16 protein-coding genes are annotated in these 14,865 nt (G+C 62.6%); 14 read left to right on the top strand and 2 right to left on the bottom strand.

Annotated elements, in window-relative coordinates; genetic code table 11:
• Window positions 1–245 precede the first annotated feature (245 nt).
• Both B5F12_RS10760 and B5F12_RS10755 read right to left on the bottom strand, forming a co-directional pair.
• Window positions 246–563, bottom strand: a complete 318-nt coding sequence (locus B5F12_RS10760; RefSeq protein ID WP_087234252.1) for a sporulation initiation factor Spo0A C-terminal domain-containing protein — start codon at window positions 561–563, stop codon at window positions 246–248.
• Between the two features lie 72 nt (window positions 564–635).
• Window positions 636–1,724, bottom strand: coding sequence for a PTS sugar transporter subunit IIC (locus tag B5F12_RS10755; RefSeq protein WP_087234250.1), 1,089 nt, complete (start codon window positions 1,722–1,724; stop codon window positions 636–638).
• 184 nt (window positions 1,725–1,908) lie between these two features.
• On the opposite strand from B5F12_RS10755, the gene B5F12_RS10750 reads away from it, so the two are divergent.
• From B5F12_RS10750 to B5F12_RS10685, 14 genes are all read left to right on the top strand, one after another.
• Entirely contained in the window at window positions 1,909–3,042 is a 1,134-nt protein-coding gene (locus B5F12_RS10750) for a DUF4317 domain-containing protein (protein WP_087234248.1), read from the top strand.
• Between the two features lie 885 nt (window positions 3,043–3,927).
• On the top strand, window positions 3,928–4,158 hold the full coding sequence (gene acpP, locus B5F12_RS10745) for an acyl carrier protein (RefSeq protein WP_087234246.1): 231 nt from the start codon (window positions 3,928–3,930) through the stop codon (window positions 4,156–4,158).
• Window positions 4,159–4,219: 61 nt separating this feature from the next.
• The gene (gene accB / locus B5F12_RS10740) at window positions 4,220–4,648 is read left to right on the top strand and encodes an acetyl-CoA carboxylase biotin carboxyl carrier protein (RefSeq protein WP_087234244.1); all 429 of its coding nucleotides are present in this window, start codon (window positions 4,220–4,222) and stop codon (window positions 4,646–4,648) included.
• A gap of 5 nt (window positions 4,649–4,653) precedes the next feature.
• Window positions 4,654–6,039, top strand: coding sequence for an acetyl-CoA carboxylase biotin carboxylase subunit (gene accC / locus B5F12_RS10735; RefSeq protein WP_087234242.1), 1,386 nt, complete (start codon window positions 4,654–4,656; stop codon window positions 6,037–6,039).
• Window positions 6,036–6,905: an acetyl-CoA carboxylase, carboxyltransferase subunit beta gene (gene accD / locus B5F12_RS10730; protein WP_087234240.1), complete on the top strand. Its 870-nt coding sequence runs from the start codon at window positions 6,036–6,038 to the stop codon at window positions 6,903–6,905. Before accC ends, accD begins: the two co-directional genes overlap by 4 nt.
• On the top strand, window positions 6,898–7,716 hold the full coding sequence (locus B5F12_RS10725) for an acetyl-CoA carboxylase carboxyltransferase subunit alpha (RefSeq protein ID WP_087234238.1): 819 nt from the start codon (window positions 6,898–6,900) through the stop codon (window positions 7,714–7,716). Before accD ends, B5F12_RS10725 begins: the two co-directional genes overlap by 8 nt.
• Window positions 7,713–8,669, top strand: a complete 957-nt coding sequence (locus B5F12_RS10720) for a beta-ketoacyl-ACP synthase III (RefSeq protein ID WP_087234236.1) — start codon at window positions 7,713–7,715, stop codon at window positions 8,667–8,669. The genes B5F12_RS10725 and B5F12_RS10720 overlap by 4 nt, the downstream gene beginning before the upstream one ends.
• A 20-nt stretch (window positions 8,670–8,689) precedes the next feature.
• A complete protein-coding gene (locus B5F12_RS10715) occupies window positions 8,690–9,616 on the top strand; it encodes a nitronate monooxygenase (protein WP_087234234.1) in 927 nt (308 codons plus the stop codon).
• Window positions 9,613–10,536 carry an ACP S-malonyltransferase gene (gene fabD / locus B5F12_RS10710; RefSeq protein WP_087234233.1) on the top strand — a complete coding sequence of 308 codons (924 nt, stop codon included), beginning with the start codon at window positions 9,613–9,615 and terminating at the stop codon, window positions 10,534–10,536. Before B5F12_RS10715 ends, fabD begins: the two co-directional genes overlap by 4 nt.
• A gap of 11 nt (window positions 10,537–10,547) precedes the next feature.
• Window positions 10,548–11,291, top strand: coding sequence for a 3-oxoacyl-[acyl-carrier-protein] reductase (gene fabG / locus B5F12_RS10705; RefSeq protein ID WP_087234231.1), 744 nt, complete (start codon window positions 10,548–10,550; stop codon window positions 11,289–11,291).
• Window positions 11,292–11,309: 18 nt separating this feature from the next.
• A complete protein-coding gene (gene fabF / locus B5F12_RS10700) occupies window positions 11,310–12,554 on the top strand; it encodes a beta-ketoacyl-ACP synthase II (protein WP_087234229.1) in 1,245 nt (414 codons plus the stop codon).
• A 5-nt stretch (window positions 12,555–12,559) separates the two neighbouring features.
• Window positions 12,560–12,988 (top strand): 3-hydroxyacyl-ACP dehydratase FabZ, encoded by a 429-nt coding sequence (fabZ, locus tag B5F12_RS10695; RefSeq protein WP_087234227.1) that lies wholly within the window; start codon window positions 12,560–12,562, stop codon window positions 12,986–12,988.
• A gap of 67 nt (window positions 12,989–13,055) precedes the next feature.
• Window positions 13,056–13,508 carry a MarR family transcriptional regulator gene (locus B5F12_RS10690; protein ID WP_087234225.1) on the top strand — a complete coding sequence of 151 codons (453 nt, stop codon included), beginning with the start codon at window positions 13,056–13,058 and terminating at the stop codon, window positions 13,506–13,508.
• 393 nt (window positions 13,509–13,901) lie between these two features.
• Window positions 13,902–14,865: family 20 glycosylhydrolase (locus tag B5F12_RS10685; RefSeq protein ID WP_158096805.1), on the top strand; the 964-nt coding region annotated here is incomplete at its 3' end.

Below are 14,865 nucleotides of genomic sequence, written 5' to 3'. Positions count from 1 at the left end.
GGCCACCGTGGGGGTGGGCGTAGGGGTAGGGGTGGGAGTGCCAAGGGTACAGCCGGGCAGCGCCACCAGTAGAGCGGCGGAGAGAGCCGCTGCACAGAGCTTGTATTTGTCCATGTTCACACCTCGTTGTTTTCAGATTTACGGGGTATTGTATCAGACTTGGGGTGGAAAAGTCAACACAACCGGGTCGAAAGGGGGTACAAAAAGGGTGCGCCTCCCAAACATCGGGGAGGCGCACCCTGGGGTCATTCTGCCAGTTGCTTCACCAGTCCGTGGAGAAATTCGGTCACCGTGGGCCGGGCCTTGCCTCCGCACATCTGGGAGACCTGAGCCTGGCACCGGGTGCAGCACAGGGAGATGGCGGTGCGCATGGCGCTGTCCACCGCTCCGGGGTTCATGCCGAAGAACCGGGCCACCTCGGGGTAGAGCCGCTTGGTGGCCATGTCCAGGTAGGTGTCGTCGGCCTGAATGAGATGCACGCTGTACACCAGACAGTGGTACCCCTGATAGTTTCCCATCAGGCCCAGGGAGCGCAGCTTATTCTCAACAGTCGGATCTACCATGGTCTCTCGCTTCTTTCTCTCTGTTTGAATCTTATGTTACAGGGGGAAAGTGGGAATGTCAAGGGGTGGGGGTTAGGACAGAGTCAGGTCTCCCTCCCGAATCCAGCCAATCCGGCGCAGCAGCAGGCCGAAGGCCCAGGTGAGCACGGCGGGGAGAATGAAGCAGAGGAGGGCCATGGCCACCCAGTCCATGGCGGTGATGGCGGCTTTGGTCCCGGTGGCCACGTCGTTGACCCACCCGGCGTATACCCCAATGGGGCCCACCATGCCGCAGGTGCCCATGCCCGAGGCCACGCCCCCAGAGGGGTCATTCATCTGGAACTGGAACACGCAGGTGGCCAGGGGTCCCGTGATGGCGGAGGTGAAAATGGCGGGCAGCCAGATGCGGGGGTTGCGGACGATGTTGCCCATTTGCAGCATGGAGGTGCCCAGGCCCTGGCTGATGAGGCCGCCCCACCGGTTTTCCCGGAAGGAGAGGAAGGCAAAGCCCACCATGTTGGCGCAGCAGCCTGCCACCGCCGCGCCGCCCGCCAGTCCGGTCAGGCCAATGGCGGCGCAGATGGCCGCCGAGGAGATGGGGAGGGTGAGAGCCACGCCGATGACCACAGACACCAGAATGCCCATCCAGAAGGGCTGGAGCACGGTGGCCCACTCCACGAAGTCGCCCACGGAGGAGGCGGCGGTGCCGATGGCGGGGGCCCACCAGGCGGACAGGCCCACGCCCACCAGAATGGTCACCAGGGGGGTGACCAGAATGTCAATTTTGGTCTCTTTGCTCACCAGCTTGCCCAGCTCGGCGGCGATGATGGCGATGAACAGCACCGCCAGGGGGCCGCCAGCTCCCGACCCGCCGTCCAGGGTGGTAGAGCCCAGGGCGTTGGCGGCGTAGCCCACGGTGACCAGGGAGAAGAGCACCAGGGGAGGGGCTTTCAGGGCATAGCCGATGGCCACGGCCATGGCCGCCCCGCTCATGGCGGAGGCGTAGCCGCCCACCGTCACCAGCACCTCCAGCCCCAGCTGTTTGCCTAAGGTATTTAAGATGGTACCGATGAGCAGGGAGCAGAACAGGCCTTGGGCCATGGCCCCCAGGGCGTCAATGCCGTACCGTTTGCCCGAGATGACAACGTCCTTTTGGGCCAGAAACTCCTTGAATTTGGACATGGGATTTCCTCCTTCTTTCTATCCATACAGGTGTCATGACACCAGTGGGTTTTATTATACGAGATTTTTTTCCCTTGTCAATGTGCATGTTTCACAACTCTCCTTGCCAGGGGCGGCGGAAGCGTGCTATACTGATATTCCCCCGCTGTGGGGGTTGATACCGAGTTATAAGGAGTATTCCACCATGAATGAGAAGGAAATCGGCGAAATTCGCCGCCGCTTTAAAGATGACCGCAATGCCATCGGCTCCATCCGGGGCTGTTATGTCAATGAACTCAAGCACATTGTCTCCCAGTTCAACCAGCCCCTGTCCATGCTCAGCGAGGACGAGCGGGACATGTTCCTGGGGGTGCTGCGCAAGACCCTGTCGGGCAAGCTGGGGAAGAACCTGCTGCCCATGGAGTTTGAGACCCAGCAGGTGGCCTATGGGGAGGAGCACAAGCTGCTGATGACGGTGCGGGACTCCGCCTTGAAGGATGACGCCGCTGTGGAGGAGCTGTTCCGCCGCATTGTGGAGACGGTGGAGCTGGAGGGCAGCTATCTCATTCTGCTCATTCAGGACAGCTATGACGTGCCCTACCGGGGCAAGGACGGCAGCCGCCAGGACGACGGCGGCAACGAGGTGTACCGCTATATTATGTGCTCCATCTGTCCCGTGAAGGAGACCAAGCCTGCCTTGAGCTACTATATGCGGGAGAATGAGTTCCACAATCGCCAGATGAACCACCTGGTGAGTCCCCCCGCTCTGGGCTTTTTGTTTCCCGCCTTTGACGAGCGCAGCACCAACCTGTATGGGGCGCTCTTTTACACCAAGGACACCAAAGCCAGCCAGGAGGCCATGTGGAGCGAGCTGTTCCGCTGCCAGCCTCCCATGCCTGCCCAGGCGCAGAAGGAGACCTTCCAGACCATTTTCAGCGAGGCCCTGGAGGGTCAGGGCAGCTACGAGGTGGTGGAAGGGGTGCACCAGCAGCTGCGAGAGATGATGGAGGTCCATAAGGAGAGCCACGAGCCGGAGCCTCTCACCCTGAATCACGGGGAGATGGCGGGGGTGCTGCGCTCCTGCGGGGTGCCCGCCCATTGCGCCGAGGAGTTCGGGCGCAAGTTTCAGGAGGCCTTTGGGGAGGAGACCGCCATCAATCCCGCCAACGTCATCCAGCCCAAGCAGGTGGAGGTGGCCGCCGCCGACGTGACGGTGCGTCTGCCCGCCGAGCAGAGCGACCTGGTGTCCACCCGGGTCATTGACGGGGTAAAGTACATTTTGATCCGTGCCCAGGACGGGGTGCAGGTCAACGGGGTAGACATTGCCATTGAGGAATAAGAGAAGGAGGAAGCTGTGTGCTTCCTCCTTTTTCTTATGAAAAAGAATTTGCTTCTCCAATTTCCTCGGAAGAAACCAGCGCCCCCGCCGGGGACGCTCCGCTGGGCCCGATTTCTCCCCGATGAGAAATCGGGGAAAGAATCGCCAAAGGCGGGGCCTTCCCCCGCCTTGTGGAATCCACCCCCGCGGTACTGGGAGTCCCTGCGTCCTCCTTGTTTCGGCCCTTAGCCTGGTGGGGTCACATAGATGACTTGCCGTTCTACGGTTTGTATTTACTCCTCTGTTCGTGTGTCCTTCTACTGCCAGGGCCTTACCTTGGAATGCAACTGTTCCCAGTTGCCGGAGGCCTGGCTCCCGGCGGCGGAAACGCCGCACACCGGGGTGAGGCCCTGGAAACAGAGGTACAGTCTCACAGAGAAGGGAATGCGTTCTATAGACTTGCCAGGCCATCTATGTGACCCCACCGGGCCAAGGGCCGAACTGAGAACCATGCACCCTCCACCCAGTACCGCGGGGTGGATTCCAAAGGCGGGGGAAGGCCCCGCCTTTGGCGATTCTTTCCCCGATTTCTCATCGGGGAGAAATCGGGCCCAGCGGAGCGTCCCCGACTGGCTGGCAAGCCTGTGCCAAGGAGAAAAAGGAAGGCAATCTCCCGCGAAAGGGAGAGGGGCGGGGAAGTTTGCAACCAGCAACTTCCCCACCTGGGAATTTTTGTTGTGCACCTCCACTATGATAAAACGTCGAACTCTATGGAACCTGCATGAATCTGTAAAACTTAAAATCACCCCTTGACTTTGAGGGCGATGGTGCTACAATGTACTTAAATTATTTTACTTAAATAATTTTAACTAAATTCAAAAACACAAATTTAAAGGAGCTGTCAATATGGATTTCGAGCAGATTCGCGACATCATTGTGGAGACTCTCAACTGTGACGCCGACAAGGTGACCATGGACGCCCGTCTGGCTGAGGACCTGGACGCCGATTCCCTGGCTGCTGTGGAGCTGTCCATGGCTCTGGAGGAGGCCTTCGGTGTGACCATCGAGGACGAGGCTCTGCCCCAGATGAAGACCGTGGGCGACCTGGTGAACTATCTGGAGAGCCACCAGGGCTAATCGAAAGAGGAAAAGCAATGGCACCGGGGACCCCGGTGCCTTTTTTCCAAAAGGAGGAGCTATGACCAATCAAGAAATTTACGAGCTGATGGCTCGTTTTGACCAGAGTGGGCTGACCACTCTCAAGGTGACCCGGAAGGACTTTTCCCTGGAGCTGGGCAAGAACGTGACGGTGGCCGCCGCCCCTGTGGTGGCTCCTGTGGCCGCTCCCGCCGCGGCTGCTGCCCCTGTGGCAGAGCCTGTGGAAGAGGGCACCTTTGTCACCGCCCCCCTGGTGGGCACCTTCTATGCCGCCTCCGCCCCCGGGGAAGAGCCCTATGTCAAGCCGGGGCAGAAGGTGCAAAAGGGCGACGTGCTGTGCCTGGTGGAGGCCATGAAGACCATGAACGAGATCAAGGCCCCCTGTGACTGCGTGGTGGAGGAGGTACTGGCCCAGGATGGCGACCTGGTGTCCTATGGCCAGAACCTGATTCGCTACCGGGAAGGGTGAGCGGCATGTTTCGACGCATTCTCATTGCCAACCGGGGCGAGATCGCCGTGCGCATCTTCCGGGCCTGCCGGGAGATGAACATCCAGCCCGTGGTGGTGTACTCCCAGGGGGACGCCGACGCCCTCCACGTGCAGCTGGCGGAGGAGGCCTACTGCATTGGCCCCGCCCGCTCTGCCGACAGCTACTTAAATATGAACGCCATTCTCACCGTGGCCAAGCAGACCGGCTGTGACGCCCTCCACCCCGGGTACGGCTTCTTGTCGGAGAACGCCGACTTTGCCGACGCCTGTGCCCAGGCGGGCATCACCTTCATCGGCCCCTCCGGGGACGTCATCCGCAACATGGGCAACAAGGCCGCCGCCCGCAAGCTGATGCAACAGGCTGGGGTGCCTGTGGTGCCCGGCTCCGATGGAGCGGTGGACACCCCCGAGCAGGCCAAGGCCCTGGCCGACGCCATGGGCTACCCCGTGCTCATCAAGGCCGCCGCCGGCGGCGGCGGACGGGGCATGCGCCGGGTCTACGAGCCCGACCAGCTCATCCCTCTGTTCCAGGAAGCACGCAGCGAGTCCATCGCCTGCTTTGGCAGCGACGAGATGTACCTGGAAAAGCTCATCGTCAACCCCCGCCACATCGAGTTCCAGATCATGGCCGATGGGCAGGGCAATGTCATCCAGCTGGGGGAGCGGGACTGCTCCATCCAGCGGCGCAACCAGAAGATGTTGGAGGAATCCCCCTCCAAGGCCCTCACCCCCGAGCTGCGGGAAAAGATGGGGGCGGCGGCGGTGGCGGCGGCCAAGGCGGCCGGATACGTCAATGCCGGTACAGTAGAATTTGTCCTCTCTCCGGAAGGAGAGTTTTACTTCATAGAGATGAACACCCGTATCCAGGTGGAGCACCCGGTCACCGAGATGGTCACCGGGCTGGACCTGGTGCGGGAGCAGATTCGGGTGGCCTCCGGGCTGCCCCTGTCGGTGACCCAGGACCAGGTGCAGCTCCATGGCCACGCCATTGAGTGCCGCATCAACGCCGAGGACCCCACCCACGACTTCCGGCCCACCCCCGGGCATGTGGACTTTCTCCACATGCCCGGCGGCTGCGGGGTGCGGGTGGACAGCGGCCTGTACGGCGGCTACGACCTGCCCCCCTACTACGACTCCATGATGGCCAAGATTATCGTCCACGCCCCCACCCGGCTGGACGCCATCCGGCGCATGCGCCGGGCCCTGGAGGAGCTGGTCATTGAGGGCACCACCAACAACATTGATCTGCTCCACCAGATCTTGTATCACCCCGACTTTGTCCGGGGCAGCTATCACACCGGGTTCATGGATGCCAATCTGGACACCCTGCTGGCCTGGAGCAATCCTGCTGAGGAGGAGAAGAAGGCATGAGTTCTGTGTTTCAACGGCGCAGACAGAAGCTGCTGGCCCTGAAGGCCATGCACAGCGTGTCCGCCTCGGTACACCCCCACAGCAGTGAGGTGTGCACCAGCTGCGGCGGCGAGGTGCCCCACCGGGACCTGGTGGCGGCGGGGTACGTGTGCCCCCTGTGCGGCTACCACCACCCCATTGGCGCCTACTATCGCCTGAGCCAGATTTTGGACCGGGGCAGCTTCCGGGAGCTGGACGAGGAGCTGGCCTCCGCCGACCCCCTGGACTTCCCCGGCTATCGCCAGAAGCTGACCAAGGCCCAGGCCAAGACCGGCATGAACGAGGGCGTGGTCACCGCTCTGGGCCGCATTGGCGGCACAAAAGTGGCGGTGGGCGTGCTGGACAGCCACTTCTTTATGGGTAGCATGAGCGCCGCCCTGGGTGAAAAGGTCACCCGGCTGGTGGAGCAGGCCGCCAAGTCCCGCCTGCCCCTCATCCTCTTCGCCGCCAGCGGCGGAGCCCGGATGCAGGAGGGCATTTTGTCCCTGATGCAGATGGCCAAGACCTCGGCGGCCCTGGAGCGGTTCTCCCGCCGGGGCGGCCTGTACATCTCGGTGCTCACCCACCCCACCACCGGCGGCGTCACCGCCTCCTTTGCCAGCCTGGGCGACATCATGCTGGCCGAGCCGGGGGCTCTCATCGGCTTTGCCGGGCCCCGGGTCATTGAGCAGACCATCGGCCAGGAGCTGCCCGAGGGGTTCCAGAGCGCAGAATATTTGTTGGAGCACGGCTTTTTGGACGCTGTGATCCCCCGCAGTCAGATGCGGGAGACCCTCATCCGGCTACTGAAGCTCCATGGAAAGGCAGGTGCAAACCGGGATGGCTGAGTATACTGCTGCTGAGCGCGTGGCGCTGGCCCGCAACACCGCCCGTCCCGGGGTGGTGGACTATGTCCAGGGCCTGTTTACCGACTTTTTTGAGCAGAAAGGGGACCGCCTGTGCGGGGAGGACCCCAGTATTTTCGGCGGCATCGGCCTGTTCCACGGCCGTCCCGTCACCGTCATTGGCCACCGCAAGGGCAAGGACCTGGAGGAGCGCATGGCCTGCCGCTTCGGCATGCCCAACCCCGAGGGATACCGCAAGGCCGGACGGCTCATGGACCAGGCGGAGAAGTTTGGCCGCCCGGTGATCACCTTCATCGACACCCCCGGCGCCTACCCCGGCCTGGAGGCGGAGGCCAGAGGCCAGGGCGAGGCCATCGCCCGGATGCTGGCCAAGATGTCCGCCCTCACCGTGCCCACCATCGCCATTGTCACCGGAGAGGGTGGCAGCGGCGGCGCCCTGGCTCTGGGCGTGGGTAACCGGGTGCTGATGCTGGAAAACGCCGTGTATTCCGTCCTCTCTCCCGAGGGCTTTGCGGCCATCTTGTGGAAGGATGCCTCTCGCAGTGACGAGGCCTGCGAGGTGATGAAGCTCACCGCCGCCGACCTCTTGGAGCTGGGGGTCATCGACCGGGTGATCCCTGAGCCCGCTGGCGGAGCCCACACCGATGTGGCCGCTATGGTACACACCTTGGACCGGGTGCTCCAGGAGGAGTTGGCGGGCCTGAGCCGCATGAGCGGCCACGCCCTGTTCACCGGTCGATATGAAAAATTTAGAGCCATGGGCGCAAAGGCCCTGAGAAAGGAGCGCACATGAGTGGCATCAAATTGCTGGCCACGGGCAGTGCCCTGCCCCAGCATGTCATAACCAACCAGGATTTTGAGAAAATCGTGGACACCAGCGACGAGTGGATTCGGACCCGCACCGGCATCGGTGCCCGCCACCACTGTCGGGGGGAGGAGTGCCACACCAGCCTGTGTCTGGACGCCGCCCGCAAGGCCCTGGAGCGGGGAGGCATTGACCCCCAGCAGATCGGGGTGTGCCTGGTGGCCACCCTCACCCAGGATCACCTGACCCCCGCCACCGCCTGCGTGCTGCAAAAGGAGCTGGGGTTCCAGGAGGACACCATCTGCTTTGACTTGAATGCCGCCTGTTCCGGCTTTGTCTACGCCCTGCACACGGCCGAGTGCCTGCTGGCTGCCGCAAAGCGCAAGTACGCCCTGGTGCTGGGGGCTGAGGTGCTCAGCCGGGTCATGGACCTGACGGACCGCAGTACCTGCGTGCTCTTCGGAGACGGCGCTGGCGCTGCCCTGGTTCAGTGGCGGGAGGACTACCCCTCCATCCACGCCGTGCTGGGCTGCCGGGGCAACGACCGGGTGCTCACCATCCCCGGGGTCAACAAGGGTGAGCCCTCTGTGATTCACATGGAGGGACAGGATGTGTTCCGTTTCGCCGTGGAGGCCCTGCCCCGGTGTGCCCGGGAAGTGGCGGAGAAGGCGGGCATCACCCTGGATGAGGTGGACCGCTTTGTGCTCCACCAGGCCAACCAGAGAATCATCAATTTTGCCGTGAAGAAGCTGGGGGTAGACCCGGCCAAGTGCACCGGCAACATCGAACATACCGCCAACACCTCGGCGGCCAGCGTACCCATTTTGTTGGACGAGCTGGTGCAAAACGGAGACGTGAAGCCCGGAGATAAGGTCCTGTGCGTGGGCTTCGGCGGCGGACTGACCTGGGCGGGCGCTCTGCTGGAAGTGGCCCAGGGCTGAGAATGGAGGATTGAACAGATATGAAGTTAAATGAACTGCTGGGAATTGAGTTTCCTTTGATTCAGGGCGGCATGGCCAACATCGCCACCGGCGCCTTCGCCGCCGCTGTGTCCAACGCCGGCGCTCTGGGTCTGGTGGGCTCCGGCGGCTGGGACGCTGAGACCTTGCGCCGTGAAATTCGCATCGCCAAGGAGCACACCGACAAGCCCTTCGGCGTCAACCTCATGCTCATGAACCCCCACATCGACGACCTGGCCAAGGTCGTGGTGGAGGAGGGTGTGGCCGTGGTCACCACCGGCGCCGGAAACCCCGGCAAGTACGTCCCCGCCTGGAAAGAGGCTGGCATCCGGGTCTTCCCCGTGGTGGCGGCTCCCATCCTGGCCAAGCGCCTGGAGCGTCTGGGTGTGGACGGCTTCATCGCCGAGGGCACCGAGAGCGGCGGACATGTGGGTGAGATGACCACCATGGCCCTGGTGCCCCAGGTGGTGGACACCGTGTCTGTCCCCGTCATCGCCGCCGGCGGCATTGCCGACGGCCGTCAGCTGGCCGCCGCCTTTGCCCTGGGCGCCTGCGGCGCTCAGATCGGCACTTGCCTGCTGGCCAGCGAGGAGTGCCCCATCCATGAAAACTACAAGAAGGCGGTCATCAAGGCCAGCGCCACCGACACCATCGTCACCGGCCGCACCACCGGGGCTCCCGTGCGGGTGCTGAAGAACAAGATGGCCCGGGAGTATGTGCGCATGGAGAAGGATCACCTGCCCCTGGAGGAGCTGGAGAAGCTGACCCTGGGCTCTCTGCGCCGGGCTGTGTTTGACGGCGACGTGGACACCGGCAGCTTCATGGCCGGTCAGGTGGCCGGTATGGTCCATGAGGTCCGCCCCCTGCGCCAGATCTTTGAGGATCTGATGGCAGGCTATGACAAGACCGTAAAGGAGATGCAGGGATGAGCATTGCGTTTTTGTATGCCGGACAGGGCAGCCAGCACCCGGGCATGGGTGCCGACCTGTACGAGACCTACCCCCAGTTCCGGGCCGTGCTGGACGGGGCAGACCTGGACTTTGATGTCAAAGAGGTCAGCTTCCAGGACAGCCAGGGGGTTTTGAATGAGACCCGGTACACCCAGCCCTGCATGGTGGCCTTTGCCGTGGGCGTCACCCAGATTCTGGCCGATGAGGGCATCCGCCCCGACTACGTGGCAGGCCTGAGCCTGGGCGAGTACTCCGCCCTCCAGGCTGCCGGGGTGTTTACCCCTCAGCAGGCCATCTCCCTGGTGGCCTTCCGAGGCAAGGTGATGGCCGAGGCCGCCAAGGGCGTGCCCTGCGGCATGACCGCCGTGCTGGGCCTGGACCGGGAGAAGCTGGAGCAGGCCTGTGAGCAGGCCAGCGCTCTGGGTGTGGTGTGCATCGCCAACTACAACTGCCCCGGCCAGCTGGTCATCGGCGGCCACCAGGCTGCTGTGGACGAGGCCGCCCGCCTGGCCAAGGAGATGGGTGCCCGCCGCTGCATGCCTCTGAAGGTCAGCGGACCCTTCCACACCCCCCTGTTGAAGCCTGCCGGGGACGCCCTGGCGGAGAAGTTCAAGGGGGAGACCTTTGGCGAGATGCAGGTGCCCGTGCTCTTCAACTGTCTGGGCCGTGAGAAGGGCCCCGACGACACCATTCCCGCCCTGCTGGAGCGCCAGGTGCAGTCCTCCGTGTACATGGAGGACACCATCCGTCGTCTGGCTGAGTTGGGTGTGGACACCATCGTAGAAATCGGACCGGGGAAGGTGCTCAGCGGCTTTGTGCGCAAGACCACCCCCGAGATCAAGACTTATGCCGTGGAGACTGTGGCCGACGTTCAGGCCCTGGTCCAGGCGCTGAAATGAGGGATTCGACCATGTCATTGAAGGGAAAAGTGGCCATCGTCACCGGCGGCAGCCGGGGCATTGGCCGAGCCATCTGCCTGGAACTGGCCGCCCAGGGGGCCAATGTGGTGTTCTCCTACGCCGGCAACGACGCCGCCGCTCAGGAGACCCTGGCCGCCCTCAAAGAGCTGGGTGTGGAGGCGCGCAGCTTCAAGGGTGACGTCACCGACGCCGAGGCCGTGAAGAACCTGGTGGACACCGCCGTCAAAGAGCTGGGCGGGGTGCACATCCTGGTCAACAACGCCGGAATCACCCGGGACGGCCTGGCCATGACCATGAAGGAAGAGGACTTTGACGCCGTGGTGAGCACCAACCTGAAAGGCACCTTTTTGTGCATGAAGGCGGTGACCCGGCCCATGATGAAGGCCAAGTATGGCCGCATCGTCAACCTCAGCTCCGTGGTGGCCCTGCGGGGCAACCCCGGCCAGGTCAACTACTGCGCCAGCAAGGCTGGCGTCATCGGTATGACCAAGTCCCTGGCCAAGGAGCTGGCCGGACGGGGCATCACCGTCAACGCTGTGGCCCCCGGCTACATCGCCACCGATATGACCGCCGCCCTGCCGGAACAGGCCCGGGAGGCCATGCTCACCACCATCCCCGCCCGCCGGGCAGGCACCCCCGAAGATGTGGCCAAGGCCGTGGCCTTCCTGGCCAGTGAAGGGGCCGGATACATCACCGGCCAGGTGCTCAGCGTGGACGGCGGCATGGGCATGTGACCAGACAAGGAGGAAATTATGGGAAACAAACGCAGAGTTGTCATCACTGGCATGGGCACTGTCAACCCCCTGGGCCACAACGTGGCGGAGAGCTGGCAGGCAGTGCAGGAGGGCGTGTGCGGCATCGACACCATTACCCTCTATGACCCCACCGACCGCAAGGTGAAGCTGGCCGCCGAGGTGAAGAACTGGGACCCCACCACCGTGCTGGATAAGCGGGAGGTCAAGCACATGGCCCGCTATGCCCAGTTTGCCATGGTGGCCGCCCGGGAGGCCTTTGCCGACAGCGGCCTGGAGAAGGAGAAGCTGGACCTGACCCAGTGCGGTGTCATCGTCTCCAGCGGCGTGGGCGGCATCGGCACCACCGAGGCCGAGCAAACCCGTGGCTTGGAGAAGGGCTTCGACCGGGTCAACCCCTACTACATCCCCGAGGCCATTGCCAACATGGGCGCCGGCCTCATTGCCATCGACCTGGGTTTTAAGGGCATGTGCACCTGCCCCGTCACCGCCTGCGCCGGCGGCTCCAACGCCGTGGGCGACGCCTTCCGCCACATCCGGGACGGCTACGCCACCGTGATGGTGTGCGGCGGTGCCGAGGCCGCCGTGACCCCTCTGTCCATCGGCGGCTTTACCACCATGCGGGCTCTCCACACCGGAGAGGACAAGAACGCCGCCTCCGTGCCCTTTGACGCCCGCCGCAGCGGCTTTGTCATGGGTGAGGGCGCTGGTATCCTGGTGCTGGAGGAGCTGGAGCACGCTCTGGCCCGTGGCGCCAAGATTTACGCCGAGATGGTGGGCTACGGCGTCACCTGTGACGCCTACCACATGACCGCACCCGCCCCCAACGGCGAGGGCGGCGCCCGTGCCATGGCCCAGGCCCTGGCCGACGGCGACATGAAGCCGGAGGACGTGGACTACATCAACGCCCACGGCACCTCCACCCCCCTCAACGACTCCGGCGAGACCGCCGCCATCAAGACCGTGTTCGGCGACCACGCCTACAAGCTGGCTGTGAGCTCCACCAAGTCCATGACCGGCCACATGCTGGGCGCTGCCGGCGGCGTTGAGGCCATCTTCACCGCTCTGGCCGTGAAGGAGGACTACATCCCCGCCACCATCAACTACCAAGAGCCCGACCCCGCCTGTGACCTGGACATCGTGCCCAACCAGGGCCGCCACGCTACCGTGCGCTGCGCTCTGTCCAACTCCCTGGGCTTCGGCGGCCACAACGCCTGCGTGCTCATGAAGAAGTGGGAGGGCTAAAGGCTATGCAGTACAATTCCAATGAGATCGCCCAGATCATGCCTCACCGCTACCCCTTCGCCCTGGTGGACAAGATCGTGGACGGAGAAGAGGGCAAGTGGGCCAAGGGAATCAAGTGCGTCACCGTCAACGAGCCCTTCTTCCAGGGCCACTTCCCCCAGTACCACGTGATGCCCGGTGTGCTCATTCTGGAGGCCCTGGCCCAGGTGGCTGGCATCACCGTGCTGTCCATGGAGGAGAATCGGGGCAAGCTGGGCTTCTTCGGCGGCATCAAGAACGCCCGCTTCCGCCGCCAGGTGGTGCCCGGCGACGTGCTGGAGCTGGAGTGCACCATCATCAAACAGAAAGGCCCCGTGGCCGTGGCGGAAGCCAAGGCTGTGGTGGACGGCCAGGTGGCCGTCACCGCCGAGCTCACCCTGGCGCTGGGTAAGTAAATTACCGGGCTTTTGTGTGAAATCTGGAACTATGTACCATAAAACAGACGGACACGGAGGCAACGGAATGTTGGAGGAGCGATTCGGAGCGGTGTATACCAAGTTTAAGCTCCATTTTTACCAGGAGATTTTCGCCCATTTTCAGAATCGGGAGGCCAGCCTGACCACGGTGGAGACCTTCGCCATGGAGACCATCCAGGCCCTGGGCACCCCCACCGTCAACGAGTTTGCCACCTTTATGCGCATCTCACCCCCCAATGCGGCCTATAAGATCAACAGTCTGGTGCGCAAGGGGTACCTGACCCGTGTGCAGTCGGAGCAGGACAAGCGGGAATACCACCTGCAAGTGACCCAGAAATACCGGGATTACTGCAATGTCAGCACCGACTACATTCGAAAGGTCATGGAGCGCATCAAAGAGCGCTTTAGCCCCGAGGAGTGCGACAAGCTGGAGGAGATGCTGGCCATCGTCAGCCAGGAGCTGATGCCGGAGGTCAACCTCCCCGGCGAGACGGGCTGAGCCCCTCACTGACAAGCAAACACTGGGAAAAAGACCCGCCGATGGCGGGTCTTTTTTTGCCCTTTTTTCCGGGACAGAGGACAAAACCCAATAAAAGCTGACATTTTGTGGGGAAATGTTGACAACCTGGTGATGTCGTGGTAAACTATACCAGAATTACCATGGAAATTTATGCGTTTCCACTAGTTTCATATGGGGGAAGGCAGCTGCAACTTCCAGGTAAGGTAGGTGAAGGATGGAGAATGGAAGGGGGAGCGCGGACCGGCGTTCCCGATGATGTGCACGGCTTTGCCCCAGGCCATAGAGCAGCCATAGAGCGACGGCTCGGGCTGTGATGATTGATAAAACGTGCGTAGGTAAAGGAAGTTTATGTACCACAAGGAGGTAAGAGTAGTGAAACTATTCAAACGGGCTATGCCCATCCTGCTGTCTGCTGCAATGGCTGCCAGCATGCTGCTCCCCGCCGCTGCCGCCAATCAGGGCAGTGGGGAGACCACCACAACCGCCACTGAGGGCTCTTACGACAAGTCCATCGTCATGGTGGACGCTGGCCGTAAGTATTTCTCCGTGGACAGCCTGAAGTCCATCATCGACAGCGCTTCTTCCGCTGGCATGCACTATGTGATGCTGGGTCTGGGCAACGACGGTATGCGTTTTCTGCTGGACGACATGTCCCTGACTGTGGGTGACACCACCTACACCAGCGAAGAGGTGTCCACCGCCATCCACGCTGGCAACGAGGCTTACAGCGACTTTGAGGTGGACGAGCTCACCGAGGACGACATGGACGCCATCATGTCCCATGCCGATTCCAAGGGCGTGGAGATCATCCCCCTGATCAACACCCCCGGCCACATGGACGCCATCCTGGACACCGCTGAGGCCCTCACTGGCGTGGACTGCGCCTATGGCACCTCTCAGCGCACCATTGACATCACCAACGAGACCGCCACCAGCTTCACCAAGGCGTTCCTCCAGAAGTACATCACCTACTTCGCCGACAAGGGCTGCACCCTGTTCAACATGGGTGTGGACGAGTACGCCAACGATACCGGCAGCATGGGCTTCCCCAAGCTGGTAGCCAATGGCCAGTACGACGACTTTATCAAGTACGTCAATGAGGTGTCCGCCATGGTCAAGGAGGCCGGCATGACTCCCATGGCCTTCAACGACGGCATCTACTACGACAACACCACCGATCAGGGCACCTTCGACCAGGACATCATCATCTGCTATTGGTCCTCCGGTTGGTGGGGCTATGACGTGGCCAAGCCCGCCTTCCTGGCTGAGCAGGGCCACCAGCTGGTGAACACCCACGGCGACTGGTATTGGATCGTGGGCGGCAACAAGTGCACCG

This window comes from Pseudoflavonifractor sp. An176 (assembly GCF_002160435.1).
In the GTDB taxonomy this organism is placed as follows: Bacteria; Bacillota; Clostridia; order Oscillospirales; family Oscillospiraceae; genus Enterenecus; species Enterenecus faecium.
This window is presented reverse-complemented; position numbering and strand designations above follow the sequence as displayed.